9 protein-coding genes are annotated in these 15,728 nt (G+C 32.2%); 6 read left to right on the forward strand and 3 right to left on the reverse strand.

Annotated elements, in window-relative coordinates; translation table 11 throughout:
• Positions 1 to 23: 23 nt before the first annotated feature.
• The gene (locus tag MUN68_RS17615) at positions 24 to 5,606 is read right to left on the reverse strand and encodes an alpha-2-macroglobulin family protein (RefSeq protein WP_249997044.1); all 5,583 of its coding nucleotides are present in this window, start codon (positions 5,604 to 5,606) and stop codon (positions 24 to 26) included.
• A gap of 288 nt (positions 5,607 to 5,894) precedes the next feature.
• Between MUN68_RS17615 and amaB the strand changes: the two genes are divergently transcribed.
• The 3 genes from amaB to MUN68_RS17630 all read left to right on the forward strand — a co-directional run bounded on the left by amaB (position 5,895) and on the right by MUN68_RS17630 (position 10,166).
• Positions 5,895 to 7,448 carry an L-piperidine-6-carboxylate dehydrogenase gene (gene amaB, locus MUN68_RS17620; protein ID WP_249997045.1) on the forward strand — a complete coding sequence of 518 codons (1,554 nt, stop codon included), beginning with the start codon at positions 5,895 to 5,897 and terminating at the stop codon, positions 7,446 to 7,448.
• 151 nt (positions 7,449 to 7,599) lie between these two features.
• Positions 7,600 to 8,973 (forward strand): DUF1800 domain-containing protein, encoded by a 1,374-nt coding sequence (locus tag MUN68_RS17625; RefSeq protein WP_249997046.1) that lies wholly within the window; start codon positions 7,600 to 7,602, stop codon positions 8,971 to 8,973.
• Between the two features lie 2 nt (positions 8,974 to 8,975).
• The gene (locus MUN68_RS17630; protein ID WP_249997047.1) at positions 8,976 to 10,166 is read left to right on the forward strand and encodes a DUF1501 domain-containing protein; all 1,191 of its coding nucleotides are present in this window, start codon (positions 8,976 to 8,978) and stop codon (positions 10,164 to 10,166) included.
• A gap of 712 nt (positions 10,167 to 10,878) precedes the next feature.
• On the opposite strand, the gene MUN68_RS17635 is transcribed toward MUN68_RS17630, so the two are convergent.
• A complete protein-coding gene (locus tag MUN68_RS17635; RefSeq protein ID WP_249996262.1) occupies positions 10,879 to 12,012 on the reverse strand; it encodes an ATP-binding protein in 1,134 nt (377 codons plus the stop codon).
• Between the two features lie 18 nt (positions 12,013 to 12,030).
• Positions 12,031 to 12,894 carry an aldo/keto reductase gene (locus MUN68_RS17640; RefSeq protein WP_249996263.1) on the reverse strand — a complete coding sequence of 288 codons (864 nt, stop codon included), beginning with the start codon at positions 12,892 to 12,894 and terminating at the stop codon, positions 12,031 to 12,033.
• A 104-nt stretch (positions 12,895 to 12,998) separates the two neighbouring features.
• Between MUN68_RS17640 and MUN68_RS17645 the strand changes: the two genes are divergently transcribed.
• The 3 genes from MUN68_RS17645 (at position 12,999) to MUN68_RS17655 (ending at position 15,682) form a co-directional block, all read left to right on the forward strand.
• Positions 12,999 to 13,568: a DUF4382 domain-containing protein gene (locus MUN68_RS17645; protein ID WP_249996264.1), complete on the forward strand. Its 570-nt coding sequence runs from the start codon at positions 12,999 to 13,001 to the stop codon at positions 13,566 to 13,568.
• Between the two features lie 152 nt (positions 13,569 to 13,720).
• Positions 13,721 to 14,722 (forward strand): AAA family ATPase, encoded by a 1,002-nt coding sequence (locus tag MUN68_RS17650; protein WP_249996265.1) that lies wholly within the window; start codon positions 13,721 to 13,723, stop codon positions 14,720 to 14,722.
• Between the two features lie 96 nt (positions 14,723 to 14,818).
• Complete coding sequence (locus MUN68_RS17655; RefSeq protein ID WP_249996266.1) at positions 14,819 to 15,682, forward strand: DUF58 domain-containing protein; 864 nt, start codon at positions 14,819 to 14,821, stop codon at positions 15,680 to 15,682.
• Positions 15,683 to 15,728 lie beyond the last annotated feature (46 nt).

Raw genomic sequence — 15,728 nt, forward strand, 5'->3', positions numbered from 1 at the left:
CTCACAAGTTATGTAGGAATATGTTACTTCTCAACCTCAATCCAACGTCCTTTAGTTCTCACAAAGAAATCATTATCATACATGGCTTCTGCTTGTGTTCCTGGTAAATAATAGTGTCCTAAGTACGCTGCATTTAGCATCACTGTAAAGACTTTTGTACCTTGACTACTTCCATTTTTCCCTAAATCGAAATAGAAATTCACACGATCATCTCTAATATCTGTATACCTTGCTGAACTTGTTGTTGTATCTCCAAAATCGGTAAAACGCGTGTTCACAATTTCCCATCCTGATGGGAAAATTTGAGTTAATGCAATATCATTTAAATACCTATTGTCTTTATTGCTTACACTTATTCTAGCCACAATATCCTGACCTTGTTGAAGTTTAGAGATATCCATACGATTTCCTTTTAAATCTGTATACATCACTGAGACTCCTAAACCTCTTTGTTCGGCTAATTCTTTTCCTAGTGGTAACTTCCCAGAATTTAGAACTCTTACATAAACTAAGTTACTTTCTGCATTTTCTAAAGTTATTGTATTTGATCCATCAACAATTGAAAGTTCGCGCTGAGCAATTGAACTCTTGGTATCTATAGTTTCAGTTTTACCATTACAGGTGTATGCGAATTTCATGTTTTTTCCACCATTAGCTTCAACTAATTTAGCCATCGCTAAAAGACTGTAGGCTGTCGTTTGCGTGCTCATCCAATAATCACTAGTTAAGTCTTTAGCTATTTCTTTAGAAAGCGCTCTTGCTTTTGGATTGTTAGTAATTATCATAGTTTCAAGTGCCATTGCTCTATTTCGATTTACGGAACCATAAGTGTAATAATTATTATCTATTGGTCGAAAATCAATATTAGCAATTCTAGATAATTGCTCGCTTGCTTCCTTTTGTCCAGCTAAAGCATAAGCTGCTGCTAAACGCCATTTGGCTTCATTTGAAATTTCTTCAAATTCTCGTAAACGATTCATTGAAGCTAAATCTGGACTTCCAGCTAATGCCAAGGTATATAATCTGTAGGCTTGCGCTAAATCTGAATTGTATCGTCTATAGCTTGGTCTCCAATCTCGAGCAGCTTGTTTTTGATAACGCAACCAATTGCTCTTAAACGTTAATGGCAATACGAAGCCTTTCTTTTCGGCTTCAATCATAAAATGTCCAGCGTAACTTGTTCCCCAATCATTGGCTGAATTTTCTCCCATCCAATAACTTAAACCTCCATTTGGTCTTTGGAAATTTCCTAAACGTTTGATTCCATTTTCAATATTAGATTGAATTTTTTGCTTCTTCTCATATTTTAAATCGAAGATATCTGTCAAGTACAACTGCGGAAACACGCCTGAAGTCGTTTGCTCTACACAACCATGAGGATAGCGAATTAAGTATTGTAAACGTTTAGAGAAATCCATTGGAGGAAGTGTTGAAAATTCAACGGTTGCAAAATTACTTCCAGGAACTCCAAAGGTTGAAAAATTCAATGTTTTAGTGGCATTTGCTTCTAGTTCTGCATTTTCAAATTTTGAAGTTATCGGATTCGGATTTACAACATCTAATTCTACTTTATAAGTCGATGTTTCTCCATTTCCAGTGGCAATGACTTCAACAGTATTTATGCCTTTTGCTTTGCTCACATCCAATTCAAAATAAGCCATTTGCTCATCAGGCTTTGGAAATGATAACTGTTGTGTTGCATTACCAACCACTGAAATTCCATCACTTAATTTCAAACTCAAATTCACGTTTTTGACTTTAGATTCCATTGCAAAAACCGTTATTGGAAGTGTTACTTTTTCACCAGGACTTAACTTACGTGGTAAGCTTGCTAAAACCATTAAAGGCTTTTTAACCTCTACAGATTTGTCAGTACTTCCATAAGCTTCCATTTTGTTATTTCCTGCAACGACCATTGTACGAACTGCACCAATATAATTTGGGAGTTTAATTACGTGTGATTTTCTTTCACCAGCTTCCAACTCAAAAGGTCCTAAATAGGTCACTACAGGTTTAAATCGATTTGCTTTTTTGTTTTTGCCTTTTGCAGCACTTCCATCACCACCAATGGCATAAACCTGATCGATACTTCCTGAATATGCACCAATAACATCATCAAAAATATCCCAAGTTTTGACACCTAGAGCTTCACGAGAATAGAATTCCTGCCATGCATTTGGTGTTTTAAATCGTGTTAAGTCTAATAATCCTTCTTCAACCATTGCGATTGTATAAGTCATAGATTTATTGTTTTTTTCGGAGACGAAGACTTCAAATTCTTGTTCTGGCCGTAAGACGCTTGCCATTCGTAATTCTGGTTCAAGAATCGTTTTTGGATCTTCGACTAGAATAGGAATCACACCATACAAACGAATAGGTAAATCGTTACTGGTTATCGCATGAGGTTGTAATAATGAGATGTTCAAAAACACATTTGGAGCCATTTCAGAGGTAATAGGAATCTCAACTTTAGTTTCACCTTTGGTGGTTTTTATCCATTTATATTCAAGAACATCTGAACCATTTTCAATACTCACTAATGCTCTTCCTTCATGACCTGACGGAAATTTTATCGTTGCTGTTTCACCAACATTGTATTTATCTTTATCTGAAGCAAATACTAACATTTTTGCTGCCTCTTTATCATTTCCTGCTGTAAATCCAGACCAGTTTTTGTAAAAATAAGCCGTTCGTCCAGTAGCATGACCACTCACAGGATCGTAAATTCTAATGAGGTAACGACCTCTATCATTTTCAGGAATTTTTATAGTAAATGCTGTTTTTCCATTAGCATCTGTTGATGCCTTTTGTTCAAGAATTGGTCTGTGGTAACTACTAGATACATAATTTGATAGATTGTCATAAGAGGAATTCCACCACCAACGCCATTCTACTTTATAGACTTTAATTTCGAGGTTATCTCGTTTTACAGGTTGTCCGTTTTTATCAACAACTGCCAAGTCAAACGTTTGATTAGTATCAGTAAAATAAGATCCATAATAGTTGCCTTCAGGCGAATGTAAACCTACATAAGATTCATAAGGCGAATAGGTTTTTGTAAAGGCATCTAAAGAAAAATCACCTCCATTTTCAAAGGCTCTCACTAAAAACTGAGCATTTAGCATTCCAGGCGCATTTTTGCCAATATCTAGTTTTGTGTTGATGGTTGCTTTTCCATCGTCATCGAGATTGCCTTCAAAGATATTGAGTTCTTCCGAATTAAACTGTCGTGTAGGATCTCTAAAAATGTAACCTTTAAAATTTTCAAAACTTGTATAAGATGTGCTAAATTTTGCTTTCACTTCAGCTTTGATGTTTTTTGCTGGAGCGCCATGTAACCATTTTACATCAAGCGTTCCGTTGAGAGGCTCTGTTGCTGAAAGGATGTCATCTTCAAAATCTATTTTAATTTTAAGTCGGTTAGGTTTTACAGTTTCAATCTTTAATGCTTTATGGAATTGTGCGCCTCCAACAGATATTTTTGCGTTGTAATTTCCTGTTTTTCCTTCCGAAGAGGTTGGAACAATAAACTTATAAAAGTTGTTTAAGTTATTTGAAGTGACATTCTTATAAATCAACTTTCCGTTTGGATCAGTCACTTCTAATTTTACAGGATGACCTTCTGGAAGTTGATTTGCTTTGTCATTCAGCATAAAGGTTAAGAACAACGAATCTCCTGGTCGCCAAACGCCTCGTTCACCATAAATATAGCCTTTAAGTCCGCGTTGTAATTTGTTTCCAGAGACATCAAACTTACTTAAGGACAAAGAATTCCCATCAGTCAATCTTAGATAACTTGTATTGTTGTCTTTTGAAACGATAGCAAAACTTGCATATTTATTGGCTTCAATCGTTGCTAGGCCTTCAGTATTTGTTAAAACCGAAGCAATTTCTTGCTGTTGAAAATTGAACAACTTGATAGTAGCTCCAGTTTCAGGATTAGTATTCAGAATATTAGTCACAGCAAAATAATAGGTATTATCTGCACCTTGTTTTGCAATCACGCCTAAGTTGGATGCTATTAGATTTTGAGATACAATTTTTCCACCATCATAATACGCATCATGACACGGATTGTCACGTTGCCTCCAATTGTAAGTGTAGTTTCGGTATCTGTAAGTCCGATTGTCCCAATATTCTTCTTCTTTTAAATCATCATCTTCAGTATTAGTATCTGCATAATCGTCATAATAGTAATCCTCTTCATAATAGTAGTCGTCGTATTCATCGTCTTCTGTTTCACTATTCGGATTTGCCTCACAATCAAACAAGGAGTAATTTTTGTTATAACTAAGCTCGACACGATAGATTGCTCCAGCATCAGCTTTAAAGAATTTTGATAAATCGATGCTATATGCTTTCCATTTTCCTGAATTTTCTGACGCAGTTTGTAACTGAATCGTTTGTTTAGCAATGCGACGACCAACGCGTTTGATTTCGTTTTGATTGTTGCTATTCATTGGATTATCCTGAAGAAATTGCAAAATATTATCTTCAAATATTTTAATCACTCGAACATCTACAGCACTCAGATTTACGGCTTCAAAATTGAATTTAAGATCGTTCGAATTTGGTAGAATAGTTCCATTACTAATCAAGCGAACCATTGGTTTAAGTTCTTCAAAAGAAATAACCTCAGAAAATGCGCTTTTAAGTTTATAACCATCTGTATTAGAAATGCCTTGAAAAATATCGACTTGAATATCACCAATTAATTTGCCTTCAGGATAGACTTTTAGGACATTTCCATCGACACTAAATTTTGGATTTTTTGAATTCTGAATCGTTACTAAGCCATCAAAATTTTGTTGCTTTTGTAATGGATCTGAAAAGTTTATTGAAAGATATTGTTCAGGACTTTTAACAGATTCAACATTAATAATAGTAAAGTTATTAATACCAGGAATGGCCAACTTGTTCTCACCTTTATTTTTGGCTTTTATGGATTTACCATTCCATTTTACCAATATTTCAGAATCTTCAACGAAACGATTAATACTATCAATTCTGAATTCAAAATACGTTGAGTTTTCAACCAACTCATTGAAATGAATGTTTAAAGACTTTCCATTTTGTGATGCTTCAACCAATGTTTTGGCATCATCAATTGAAATCATATCTGCCGATTTTATAACGGCTTCTAAGTATTGCCATTTTTTAGAATACGATTGTAAATCTTTAGTGTTCAGACTAAAACTAGGTGTGATTGTTTTAAATTGAAACACATAATCTTTGTAATTTTTTGACATATTTTGATAAATCTTATCAAGTTTCACCATAACTGTATACTCAGTAGCAGGTTCTAAATGTTCGTCAGGAGTAAATACCAAAGTATGCTTGTTTGAAGTTTTAAGTGAACCTTCAATATGAGGAGAAATCTTAATAAGATCATCAGTGATTTCTTGTCCAACTTCCCAATCTTCAACATCTTTAGATAGGTTAATGGTAATAGGTTCTGTAACAGATTGCAATCCAGAAGTAGTATAACTTATATAATCTCTAAATTTGAATAGGTTATCTGTCTCTTGAGTAATGCTGTCTTTTTTCTTGCAAGAAAACACAAGTGCTAGACATAATACAAATGTTGAAAATTGCTTTAGTTTCATGGTTTAAGTAATATTTAATGGTTTGCCCTTAAAATTCAAACCATCTTTTTGATAGCTGAATACCCTAAAATTAAAGTATTCTATCTATGTAAATCTATCCTTTTTGTTATGTGTTATTGATAAAATAGAATTCGTTAAGAATTAAGTAGTATTCGTTTCTTCCTCATCATCAGTAAGAATTTATAAGTGCTTTAAAGTTACATTAATCAATAAATTACATCAAGTAAAACTGACATTTTATTAGTAACTTCGCGTCAAAATTTAATAATTCTTAAAAAACAAGCATATATGGAAGCAATTGCTACCGATTTCGGAATAAAAGAAGCCTTAAAACAATTAGGTGTTCAAGACATAAATGAAGGAACCTCTACAGGTTCAAATAATTTTTCTAGTGGAGACATTATTGAATCGTATTCTCCTGTTGACGGACAATTAATAGGAAAAGTAAAAACAACAACAAGAGCAGATTACGACAAAGTAATGGATGCTGCTACAAAAGCATTTTTATCTTGGAGAGATAAGCCAGCGCCTCAACGTGGTGAAATCGTTCGTCAATTTGGAAACAAATTAAGAGATTTAAAAGAGCCTCTAGGTAAATTAGTGTCTTACGAAATGGGTAAATCTTTACAAGAAGGTTATGGTGAAGTTCAAGAAATGATTGATATCTGTGATTTTGCAGTTGGATTATCAAGACAATTAAACGGACAAACAATTCCGTCTGAGCGTCCAGGACACGTGATGAGAGAACAATGGCACCCAATTGGTGTTGTTGGTATTATCTCTGCATTTAACTTTCCTGTTGCTGTTTGGGCTTGGAATACGGCTTTAGCTTGGATTTGTGGTGATGTTTGTGTGTGGAAAGGTTCTGAAAAAGCACCTTTATGCTCAATCGCTTGCCAGAATATTATTGCTGAAATCTTAAAAGAAAACAACTTGCCAGAAGGGATTTCTTGTATCATCAATGGTGATTACAAAGTAGGTGAAATGATGACTACAGATACTAGAATTCCTCTAGTTTCTGCTACAGGATCTACAAGAATGGGAAGAATTGTTGGTGCAACTGTTGCTGAACGTTTCGGAAAATCGTTATTAGAATTAGGTGGAAACAATGCCATTATTATTACACCAACTGCTGATTTAAAAGTCGTAGTTCCTGGTGCTGTTTTTGGAGCTGTAGGAACTTGTGGACAACGTTGTACTTCTACAAGACGATTGATTATTCACGAATCTGTTTACGATAAAGTAAGAGATGCCATTGTTGGAGCTTATGGTCAATTAACTATTGGAAACCCTTTAGATGAAAAGAATCATATTGGACCATTAATTGATCATGATTCTGTAAACACGTATTTAGCTGCTATTGAAAAAGCTAAAGCCGAAGGTGGAAATGTACTAGTTGAAGGTGGTGTTTTAGAAGGCGAAGGCTATGAATCTGGATGCTACGTAAAGCCAGCAATTATTGAAGCTGAAAATCATTTTGAAATTGTACAACATGAAACATTTGCTCCAATTTTATATCTAATGAAATATTCTGGAGAGGTTGAAAATGCGATTGCAAAACAAAATGGTGTTGCTCAAGGACTATCTTCAGCAATCATGACCAACGAAATGAAAGAAGCTGAGAAATTCTTGTCTTATGCTGGTTCAGATTGTGGTATTGCTAATGTAAACATCGGAACTTCTGGTGCTGAAATTGGCGGAGCTTTTGGTGGCGAGAAAGAAACTGGAGGTGGACGTGAATCTGGTTCAGACGCTTGGAAAGTTTACATGAGAAGACAAACAAATACTGTAAATTATTCTGATGAGTTGCCTTTAGCGCAAGGAATAAAGTTTGATTTGTAATGTCATTCCGTGCTTGACATGGAATCTCATCAAAATATTATATACAAAAAAACCGTTTCAATTAATGAGACGGTTTTTTTATGCAATCAATTTTGGAATCATTTTTGACATATTAAATTAAACTTAGCAGAAGTATTTGAGTCGTATACATATGAAACAACAAGATATTCAACATTTATATTGGAGAGCAGGTTTTGGTGCAACACCAAATCAGCTTAAAAATTTATCTGCAATGGATAAACATCAAGTTGTAGATGCGTTGTTTCAAAATTCTTCTAGTTCAACTCCTCTAGAAATTGACACTACAGAAATAGAACGATTTACTGTAAAATCAGTTTATAAAGATAAAAGTAAACGACGTGAGTTTGTTAAAATAAGCAATCAGAAATTAAAAGTCTTAAACACGTTCTGGGTAAATCGTATGGTCACAACAGAAGCACTTCTAAGAGAAAAAATGACCTTATTTTGGGCTAATCATTTTGTATGTAGAGGCAATAATATTTTTTATGTACAACAATATAATAATACATTAAGAAATCATGCATTAGGAAATTTTGGAGATTTTGTTAAAGCCATTTCAAAAGAAGCTACAATGCTTAAATATCTGAATAATAAGCAAAACCGTAAGCGAAAACCTAATGAGAATTTTGCACGAGAATTAATGGAGTTATTTACTCTTGGTGAAGGTCATTATACTGAAGAAGATATTAAAGAAAGTGCCAAAGCATTTACAGGTTATAGTCATAATTTTGAAGGAGAATTCGTGTTGCGAAAATTTCAGCATGACTATGATTTTAAAACGTTTTTTGGTCATACAGGACGTTATGATGGTGATGATATCATTGATATGATATTAGAGCAAAAACAATGTGCTCGTTTTATTTGTCGAAAAATCTATAGCTATTTTGTTAATGATATTATTAATGAAAATAGAGTTGAAGAATTAGCAACTGTTTTTTATAAAGACTATAATATTAAAAGCCTAATGCGGCATTTGTTTATGTCTGATTGGTTTTATTCTGAAAAGAATATAGGTTCAAAAATAAAATCACCAATAGATTTTTTAGTTGGTATGATTAGAACCGTTCCTGTGGAGTTTGAAAAACCTCAAGATGTAATTAAAATTCAGAAGTTATTAGGGCAAATATTATTAAACCCTCCAAATGTGGCAGGTTGGAAAGGAGGAAAAAGTTGGATTGATAGTAATACCATCATGCTTCGTTTGAAGTTGCCTTCAATCATATTGGCAAATGCTAAAATTTCAATTAAAGAAAAAGGAGATTTTGAAGATAGTTTTGAAACCTATTACTCAAAAAAGAAGAAGAATAAATTTGTTACCACAGCTATAGATTGGGAAACTTTTGAAACAGCATGCAGTAGTTTTTCTTTTGATGATTTAAAGCAGCAACTTGTTATTCCTGAGTTAAGTGAAGGAACAGCAACTTATGTAAAAACATTAAGCCAAAACTCAAAACGAAATTTTTGTGTGCAGCTCATGTCTTTACCAGAATATCAAATGTGTTAATTATGGATAGAAGACATTTTTTAAAACAGTCCACGTTAGCGAGCAGTTTGTTTTTTGTGCCAAATTTTGTAAAGGCATTTGAAAACATGTCAGCGACTGGCTTGGGATATAAGCGTTTGGTGATCATTCAACTTGCTGGTGGAAATGATGGTTTAAATACTATTATTCCGTTTAATAATGATGTGTATTATCGCAATAGACCAACAATTGGTATACAAAAAAGCGACTTAATTAAAGCTACAGATGAGCTAGGTTTTCATTCAAATTTATTGCCTTTAAAAGAATTATACGATCAAGGTTATTTAACTATTATTAATAATGTTGGGTATCCAAATCCTAACCGTTCTCATTTTAGGTCTACGGATATTTGGCAAACTGCAAGTAGTTCTAATCAATATCTACAAACAGGTTGGATTGGTCGATATTTAGATAATTATGGAAATAAATCTTATAATGCGATTGAGATAGATGATAGTTTGTCATTGGCTTTAAAAGGCCAAAACATTAATGGTATTGCAACAAAAAATCCACGAGTATTATTTAGAACTTCCCAAGATCCTTATTTTAAAAATGTGTTAAAACATTATCAAGATGAGCATTTGAGCGAACATAATTTAGGATATTTATATAAAACGATGATTGCTGCAGAATCTTCTGCAAAATATATATTTGAAAAACATAAAACAGCAAGAAACAAACAAGAGTATCCAAATAATGCGTTTGCAAATCAGTTAAAAACCACTTCAAAACTCATTAATTCTGGAATTGAAACTAAAGTGTTTTATTCTTCATTAGGAGGTTTTGATACGCATGCAGGACAATTAAACCAGCAATCTCGATTACTTAAAATTTATGCGGAAGGCATTAATGCCTTTGTTTCAGATTTAAAACAACAAGGGACTTTTAATGATACACTTATTTTAACCTTTTCTGAATTTGGAAGACGTGTAAAACAAAATGCTGCAAATGGAACAGATCATGGTGCAGCAAATAATGTATTTATAATTGGAAATCAATTAAAAACACCAGGCTTCTTTAACGATTTGTCAAGCTTATCAAATTTAGATGATAATGGTGATTTAAAATATACCGTAGACTTTAGGTCTATTTACGCAACAATATTAAGTAGTTGGCTTTCAATTGATGATAAATCGATTTTAAACAAAAGCTTTTCTAAGCTAGATTTTATTTAATGTTTTAAAAAACAAAAACCTTATTTCTTATTCGACAAGTCGACATTGAAATAAGGTTGTTTTGTAATTGATTAATAGCAAGACAAATATCATAAAAAGTAGAGTTCATCTATAATAAATACTACAATAAGCATAAAAAAAGGTTGAATTACAAATCGAGTTAAATTTCATCGATTAACAGTACTTAACCTTTCTTTATTTTGAATGTATTTACTCTTTTTATCTAAACCATAAAAAATGGATGTATTGAATTTTAGAAGAAAGGAAAGTGTATAAAAAACAAAAACCTTATTTCTTATTCGACAAGTCGACATTGAAATAAGGTTGTTTTGTAATTGATTAATAGCAAGACAAATATCATAAAAAGTAGAGTTCATTTATAATAAATACTACAATAAGCATAAAAAAAAGGTTGAATTGCAAATCGTGTTAAATTTCATCGATTAACAGTACTTAACCCTTCTTTATTTTGAATGTATTTACTCTTTTTATCTAAACCATAAAAAATGGATGTATTGAATTTTAGAAGAAAGGAAAGTGTATAAAAAACAAAAACCTTATTTCTTATTCGACAAGTCGACATTGAAATAAGGTTGTTTTGTAATTGATTAATAGCAAGACAAATATCATAAAAAGTAGAGTTCATTTATAATAAATACTACAATAAGCATAAAAAAAAGGTTGAATTGCAAATCGTGTTAAATTTTATCGATTAACTGTATTTTACTTTCCTTAAAATTCGAGTTACTTCCTGATACGAATTGTAAATTGTTTGACTATAGTTTTTTAAATAGGGTTTTGCTTCATTAAGTTTATCAATGGCTTCGTGAAATAAATTAAGATAGCAAATAAGATAAGTTGCTGGGAGGTTTCTCAAATCTATCATTTCATTTTTGTTCAAGGATAAGCCTTTTTTGAGTTTCTCTAATAAAGTATTATTAGAATTATAAATATGATGCAATACCTTTTTATCAAATTGAGGAGGTTTGAATAAGAGTTTGGTTTCAATGTTATATTGCGCATTGTCTTCAAAATGAATTATAGTTTTTTCTAATTCATAATATTTAAAAGAGTTTTGAAGTCCGAGACTCACATATTCAATAATTTGAAAAGAATTGTCATTAAAAGTGATACTAACTTCATCTAATGTGGAAAAAAACAAACGGACTTGTTCATTAATCAATTCAATGTCAACTCTAGAGTAATAGATTTTGTTTTTAACTGTTTTTTCATGTCCAGACCAACACAACACAAAATATTCTTTAAACACTTTGTACTGAGGGTTAAAATCTTTCCGCTCATTTAAAAAATCAAAAACACCATCAAGTGTGTACTGAATATTATTTTGAGCATGTGATTCAATTTCAGAAACAATTTTTGAGTTCACATCTTTAATTTCAATATCAAATACTTTAGGCATGCTCATGCTTCCATCTCTAAAAAATACAGAGCCACCATAATATTTCCAAATATTTTTTCGAAGAGAAGTGATTTCATTAATAGCTCGAATGGTGACTAGACCTACAACTTTATTATCTGGTAAGTGCGGAAAAGGAATGTTTTCATATTGAACAATTGGAGGATTGCTTAAATAAGCATTGATGAGATTCTGAATTTTACTATCGTCAAAAAAATTGACACCAATAATTTTATTGTCCTCGTCTTCAACTCCAATAACAATGTAAGCGTTATTTTTTGGATTGCTATTTGAAAGCGCGCAAATGTGCTTTAAAAATTTTGCTTTACCTTCTTTATGAGTAATGTCTATTTTTCGTTTTTTATCATAAAAACTATTCTCATCATTATGAGCCAATAAATTTTTAATTAATAGACGTTTGTTAATCATTAAGTTATCAAGTCTTGTTTATGGAACTTTATGACCTTGGGTTGCCACTAATATTTTAAACCAATCTTCGAGTTTTAGCTCTATGTTTTCTGCTTTTTTAGCATCTGTAATTCTTTTTTTATTAGTAGTGCCAATCACAGGGTGAATCTTAGCAGGATGTTTTAAAATCCAAGCTAATAACAATTGATCTTCAGTAGCATTATAAACGTCAGTTAGTGCTCCTAATTGTTTATGGATGCGTCTGGTTTGTTCGTTGTCTTCTCTAAAAACACTTCCTAAAGGTGACCAAGCCATTGGAATAATTTGTTTCAGCAGCATTTGGTCTAAAGAACCATTGTGTATCGCTGAATGTTGTGTTAAAGAAAATTCAATTTGATTTACTGAAATGTCTACAGCGTTTGAAATCAATTCAACTTGAGAAGGTGTAAAATTAGACACTCCAAAATTTTTGATTTTACCTTGTTGTTTCAAAATTGTTATCGCTTCAGAAATGTCATCAGGTTGCATTAATGGGCTTGGTCTATGTAGTAAAAAGAGATCTAAATAATCTGTTTTTAAATGTTTTAAAGATGTTTCTGCAGACCAAATGATGTAGTCTTTGCTATAATCATAATGCTTAACAGAATTTTGCCTGTTATCACTCATATATTGAATGCCACATTTAGAAATAAGTTGTATGGTTTCACGATTTATACCACTTTCAGTAAATGCATTCCCAAATTCGGCTTCGGTTGTATAACCACCATAAATATCTGCATGATCAAATGTTGTTATGTTGTTTTCAAGACAATGATGCATTAAACACATCATATCTGCTTTTTTATATTGTTTTCCCCAACTTCCCCAAGTCATGGTACCTGCAATTAATCGAGAATATTTCACTTTTTTTTCAGTTTATAAGGATTTTTCTGCAACTCATGTATAAAAATACTCAAATCTTATGTAATGAAGTATTATTGTTTTGTAATTATTAAATGACCCAAATTATGACCTTTTTCTACAATTCAAAAACCTTATTAATTAGTTTATTAGCAATAGTATTATTTACTAGTTGCACTAAGGAAGAAGATTCTTCACCAATAGAAAACAGTTTAGTTAATGTTAAGCTTACAGGCACTCAAACACAATTAAGTAGACTTAATCTTGAAATATTAGATGTTCAGTTAAGAGTTTTAGAAGATGAAACAGATCCAAATGCATGGTTAAGTTTAAACGCAATTAATACTGGAATCCATGATTTAACAGATTTTACTGACAATCAAGTGTTAACATTAGTTGATTTCGAACAAGTGCCAGCTGAATTCATATATAATATAAAATTAGTTTTAGGGAGTGATAACTCAGTCGTAAAGAATAATATTGAGTATGTTGTTGATATAGAGTCTGAATATGATAATGCATCGGTCAATATCCTTGAAAGACAGTTAGTTGAAAATAAACTTTATGAGTTTACTATTGAGTTAAATATAGACGATTCTGTACAATTTTCGTCTCAAAACGAAGTGAAATTAAATCCAAAGATGAATACTTTAATGCGACTATATAATCTGTTTTAAACAGTTTAAAAACCACATTTTTTTAAAGAGCAGTGCTATTAGTACTGCTCTTTATTTTTTAACCAATTCTTAACAGGAAACAACGAAAAATTTTAACAATTTGCGATACGAAATAAGTGAGTTAAAAATATTGTGTTTTAAATATAAAGATAATGGAAGAAACAGGGACAATTGATATAAAGTCAATCAATGAAAAAATTGAAAAAGAAAGCGCTTTTGTTGATTTATTAGTCATGGAAATGAACAAAGTAATTGTTGGTCAAAAGCATATGATTGAACGATTACTAATTGGGTTATTAGGACAAGGACATATTTTACTTGAAGGTGTTCCAGGATTAGCAAAAACCTTAGCTATTAATACGTTATCAAAAGCTATTGATGGAAGTTTTAGTAGAATACAGTTTACACCAGATTTATTGCCTGCAGATGTTGTTGGTACCATGATTTATAATATGAAACTCAACGATTTTTCAATAAAGAAAGGGCCTATTTTTGCCAACTTTGTTTTAGCAGATGAAATCAATAGAGCTCCAGCAAAAGTGCAATCAGCATTGTTAGAAGCCATGCAAGAAAAGCAAGTCACAATTGGTGATAAGACATTTATTTTAGATAAGCCATTTTTAGTAATGGCAACTCAAAACCCAGTAGAGCAAGAAGGAACTTATCCGTTACCAGAAGCTCAGGTCGATCGTTTTATGCTTAAAACTGTTATTGATTATCCTAAGCAAGAGGAAGAGCAACTCATAATGAGAGCAAATTTAAAAGGGTCTTGGGATAAAGTGAATCCAGTTGCTTCAGTTGCACAAATTTTAAAAGCTCAAGAAGCCGTTAGAGACGTTTATATGGATGAGAAAATTGAAAAATATATCCTTGATATTATTTTTGCAACCCGTTATCCTGAAAAATATAAGCTAGCAGAGTTAAAACCATTAATTTCATTTGGAGCTTCTCCTCGTGGTAGTATCAATTTAGCTACTGCAGCAAAATGTTATGCGTTTATTAAGCGTCGTGGCTATGTCATTCCAGAAGATGTTCGTGCTATTGTTCACGATGTTTTACGTCATAGAATCGGAATTACTTACGAAGCTGAAGCTGAAAATATAACTTCTGAAGATATCATTAATAAGATTGTTAACGAAATTGAAGTCCCTTAGAATTGTCATTCTTGCGAAGGCAGGAATCTCATTATTATTTGTAAGAAATTTAATCAGATAGATTTCGCATCAAGTGCGGAATGACAAAGTAGAAAAATGGATACTAAGGAATTACTAAAAAAAGTACGAAAAATTGAGATCAAGACAAGACGATTGTCTGATCATATTTTTGGAGGCGAATATCACTCGACGTTCAAAGGTCGTGGTATGACTTTTTCTGAAGTAAGGCAGTATCAGTTTGGAGATGATGTAAGAAGTATCGATTGGAATGTTACAGCACGTTACAACGAGCCTTATGTAAAAGTCTTTGAAGAAGAACGAGAGCTCACGATGATGCTTATGGTTGATATTTCAGGCTCAAAATTGTTTGGTACAGATGAACAATTTAAAAATGAAATTGCTACCGAAATTGCAGCTACTTTAGCATTTTCTGCCACTCAAAACAATGATAAAATTGGCTTGATTTTATTTTCTGATGACGTAGAACTGTACATTCCACCTAAAAAGGGAAGGTCTCACGTGCTGAGAATTATTCGTGAATTAATCGAGTTTAAACCTAAGAGTAAACTCACTAATATTGCTGAAGCCTTAAAGTTTTTATCTAACGTGATGAAAAAGAAAGCGATTGTTTTTGTACTTAGCGATTTTATAGCAGACGATTATAAGCAAACGCTTAAAATTGCTGCTGGAAAACACGATATAACAGGAATTAGAATTTATGATAAGCACGAAGAAAGCATTCCAAATATAGGTATGGTTCAAATGCAAGATGAAGAGACAGGAGAGTTGCTTTTAGTAGATACTATGTCTAAAAAAATTAGAACTAATTATAGTAAATACTATCATGAAAAAGTGAACTACTATAAAGAAGCATTTACAAAATCTGGAGCAGGAACAATCGATTGTCGTGTGGATGATAGTTATGTGAAAAAGTTATTGGGCTATTTTAAAACTAGATAATAATTAATAGAATGTCTGGTCGAGCGCAGTCGAGACCTATTATAAA

This window comes from Psychroserpens ponticola (assembly GCF_023556315.2).
Classification (GTDB): Bacteria; Bacteroidota; Bacteroidia; order Flavobacteriales; family Flavobacteriaceae; genus Psychroserpens; species Psychroserpens ponticola.

Bases quoted from the DNA above. Each gene is read 5' to 3' on its own strand.
- MUN68_RS17615 (WP_249997044.1), bottom strand. From the start codon at position 5,606: ATGAAACTAAAGCAATTTTCAACATTTGTATTATGTCTAGCACTTGTG.
- amaB (WP_249997045.1), top strand. From the start codon at position 5,895: ATGGAAGCAATTGCTACCGATTTCGGAATAAAAGAAGCCTTAAAACAA.
- MUN68_RS17625 (WP_249997046.1), top strand. From the start codon at position 7,600: ATGAAACAACAAGATATTCAACATTTATATTGGAGAGCAGGTTTTGGT.
- MUN68_RS17630 (WP_249997047.1), top strand. From the start codon at position 8,976: ATGGATAGAAGACATTTTTTAAAACAGTCCACGTTAGCGAGCAGTTTG.
- MUN68_RS17635 (WP_249996262.1), bottom strand. From the start codon at position 12,012: ATGATTAACAAACGTCTATTAATTAAAAATTTATTGGCTCATAATGAT.
- MUN68_RS17645 (WP_249996264.1), top strand. From the start codon at position 12,999: ATGACCTTTTTCTACAATTCAAAAACCTTATTAATTAGTTTATTAGCA.
- MUN68_RS17650 (WP_249996265.1), top strand. From the start codon at position 13,721: ATGGAAGAAACAGGGACAATTGATATAAAGTCAATCAATGAAAAAATT.
- MUN68_RS17655 (WP_249996266.1), top strand. From the start codon at position 14,819: ATGGATACTAAGGAATTACTAAAAAAAGTACGAAAAATTGAGATCAAG.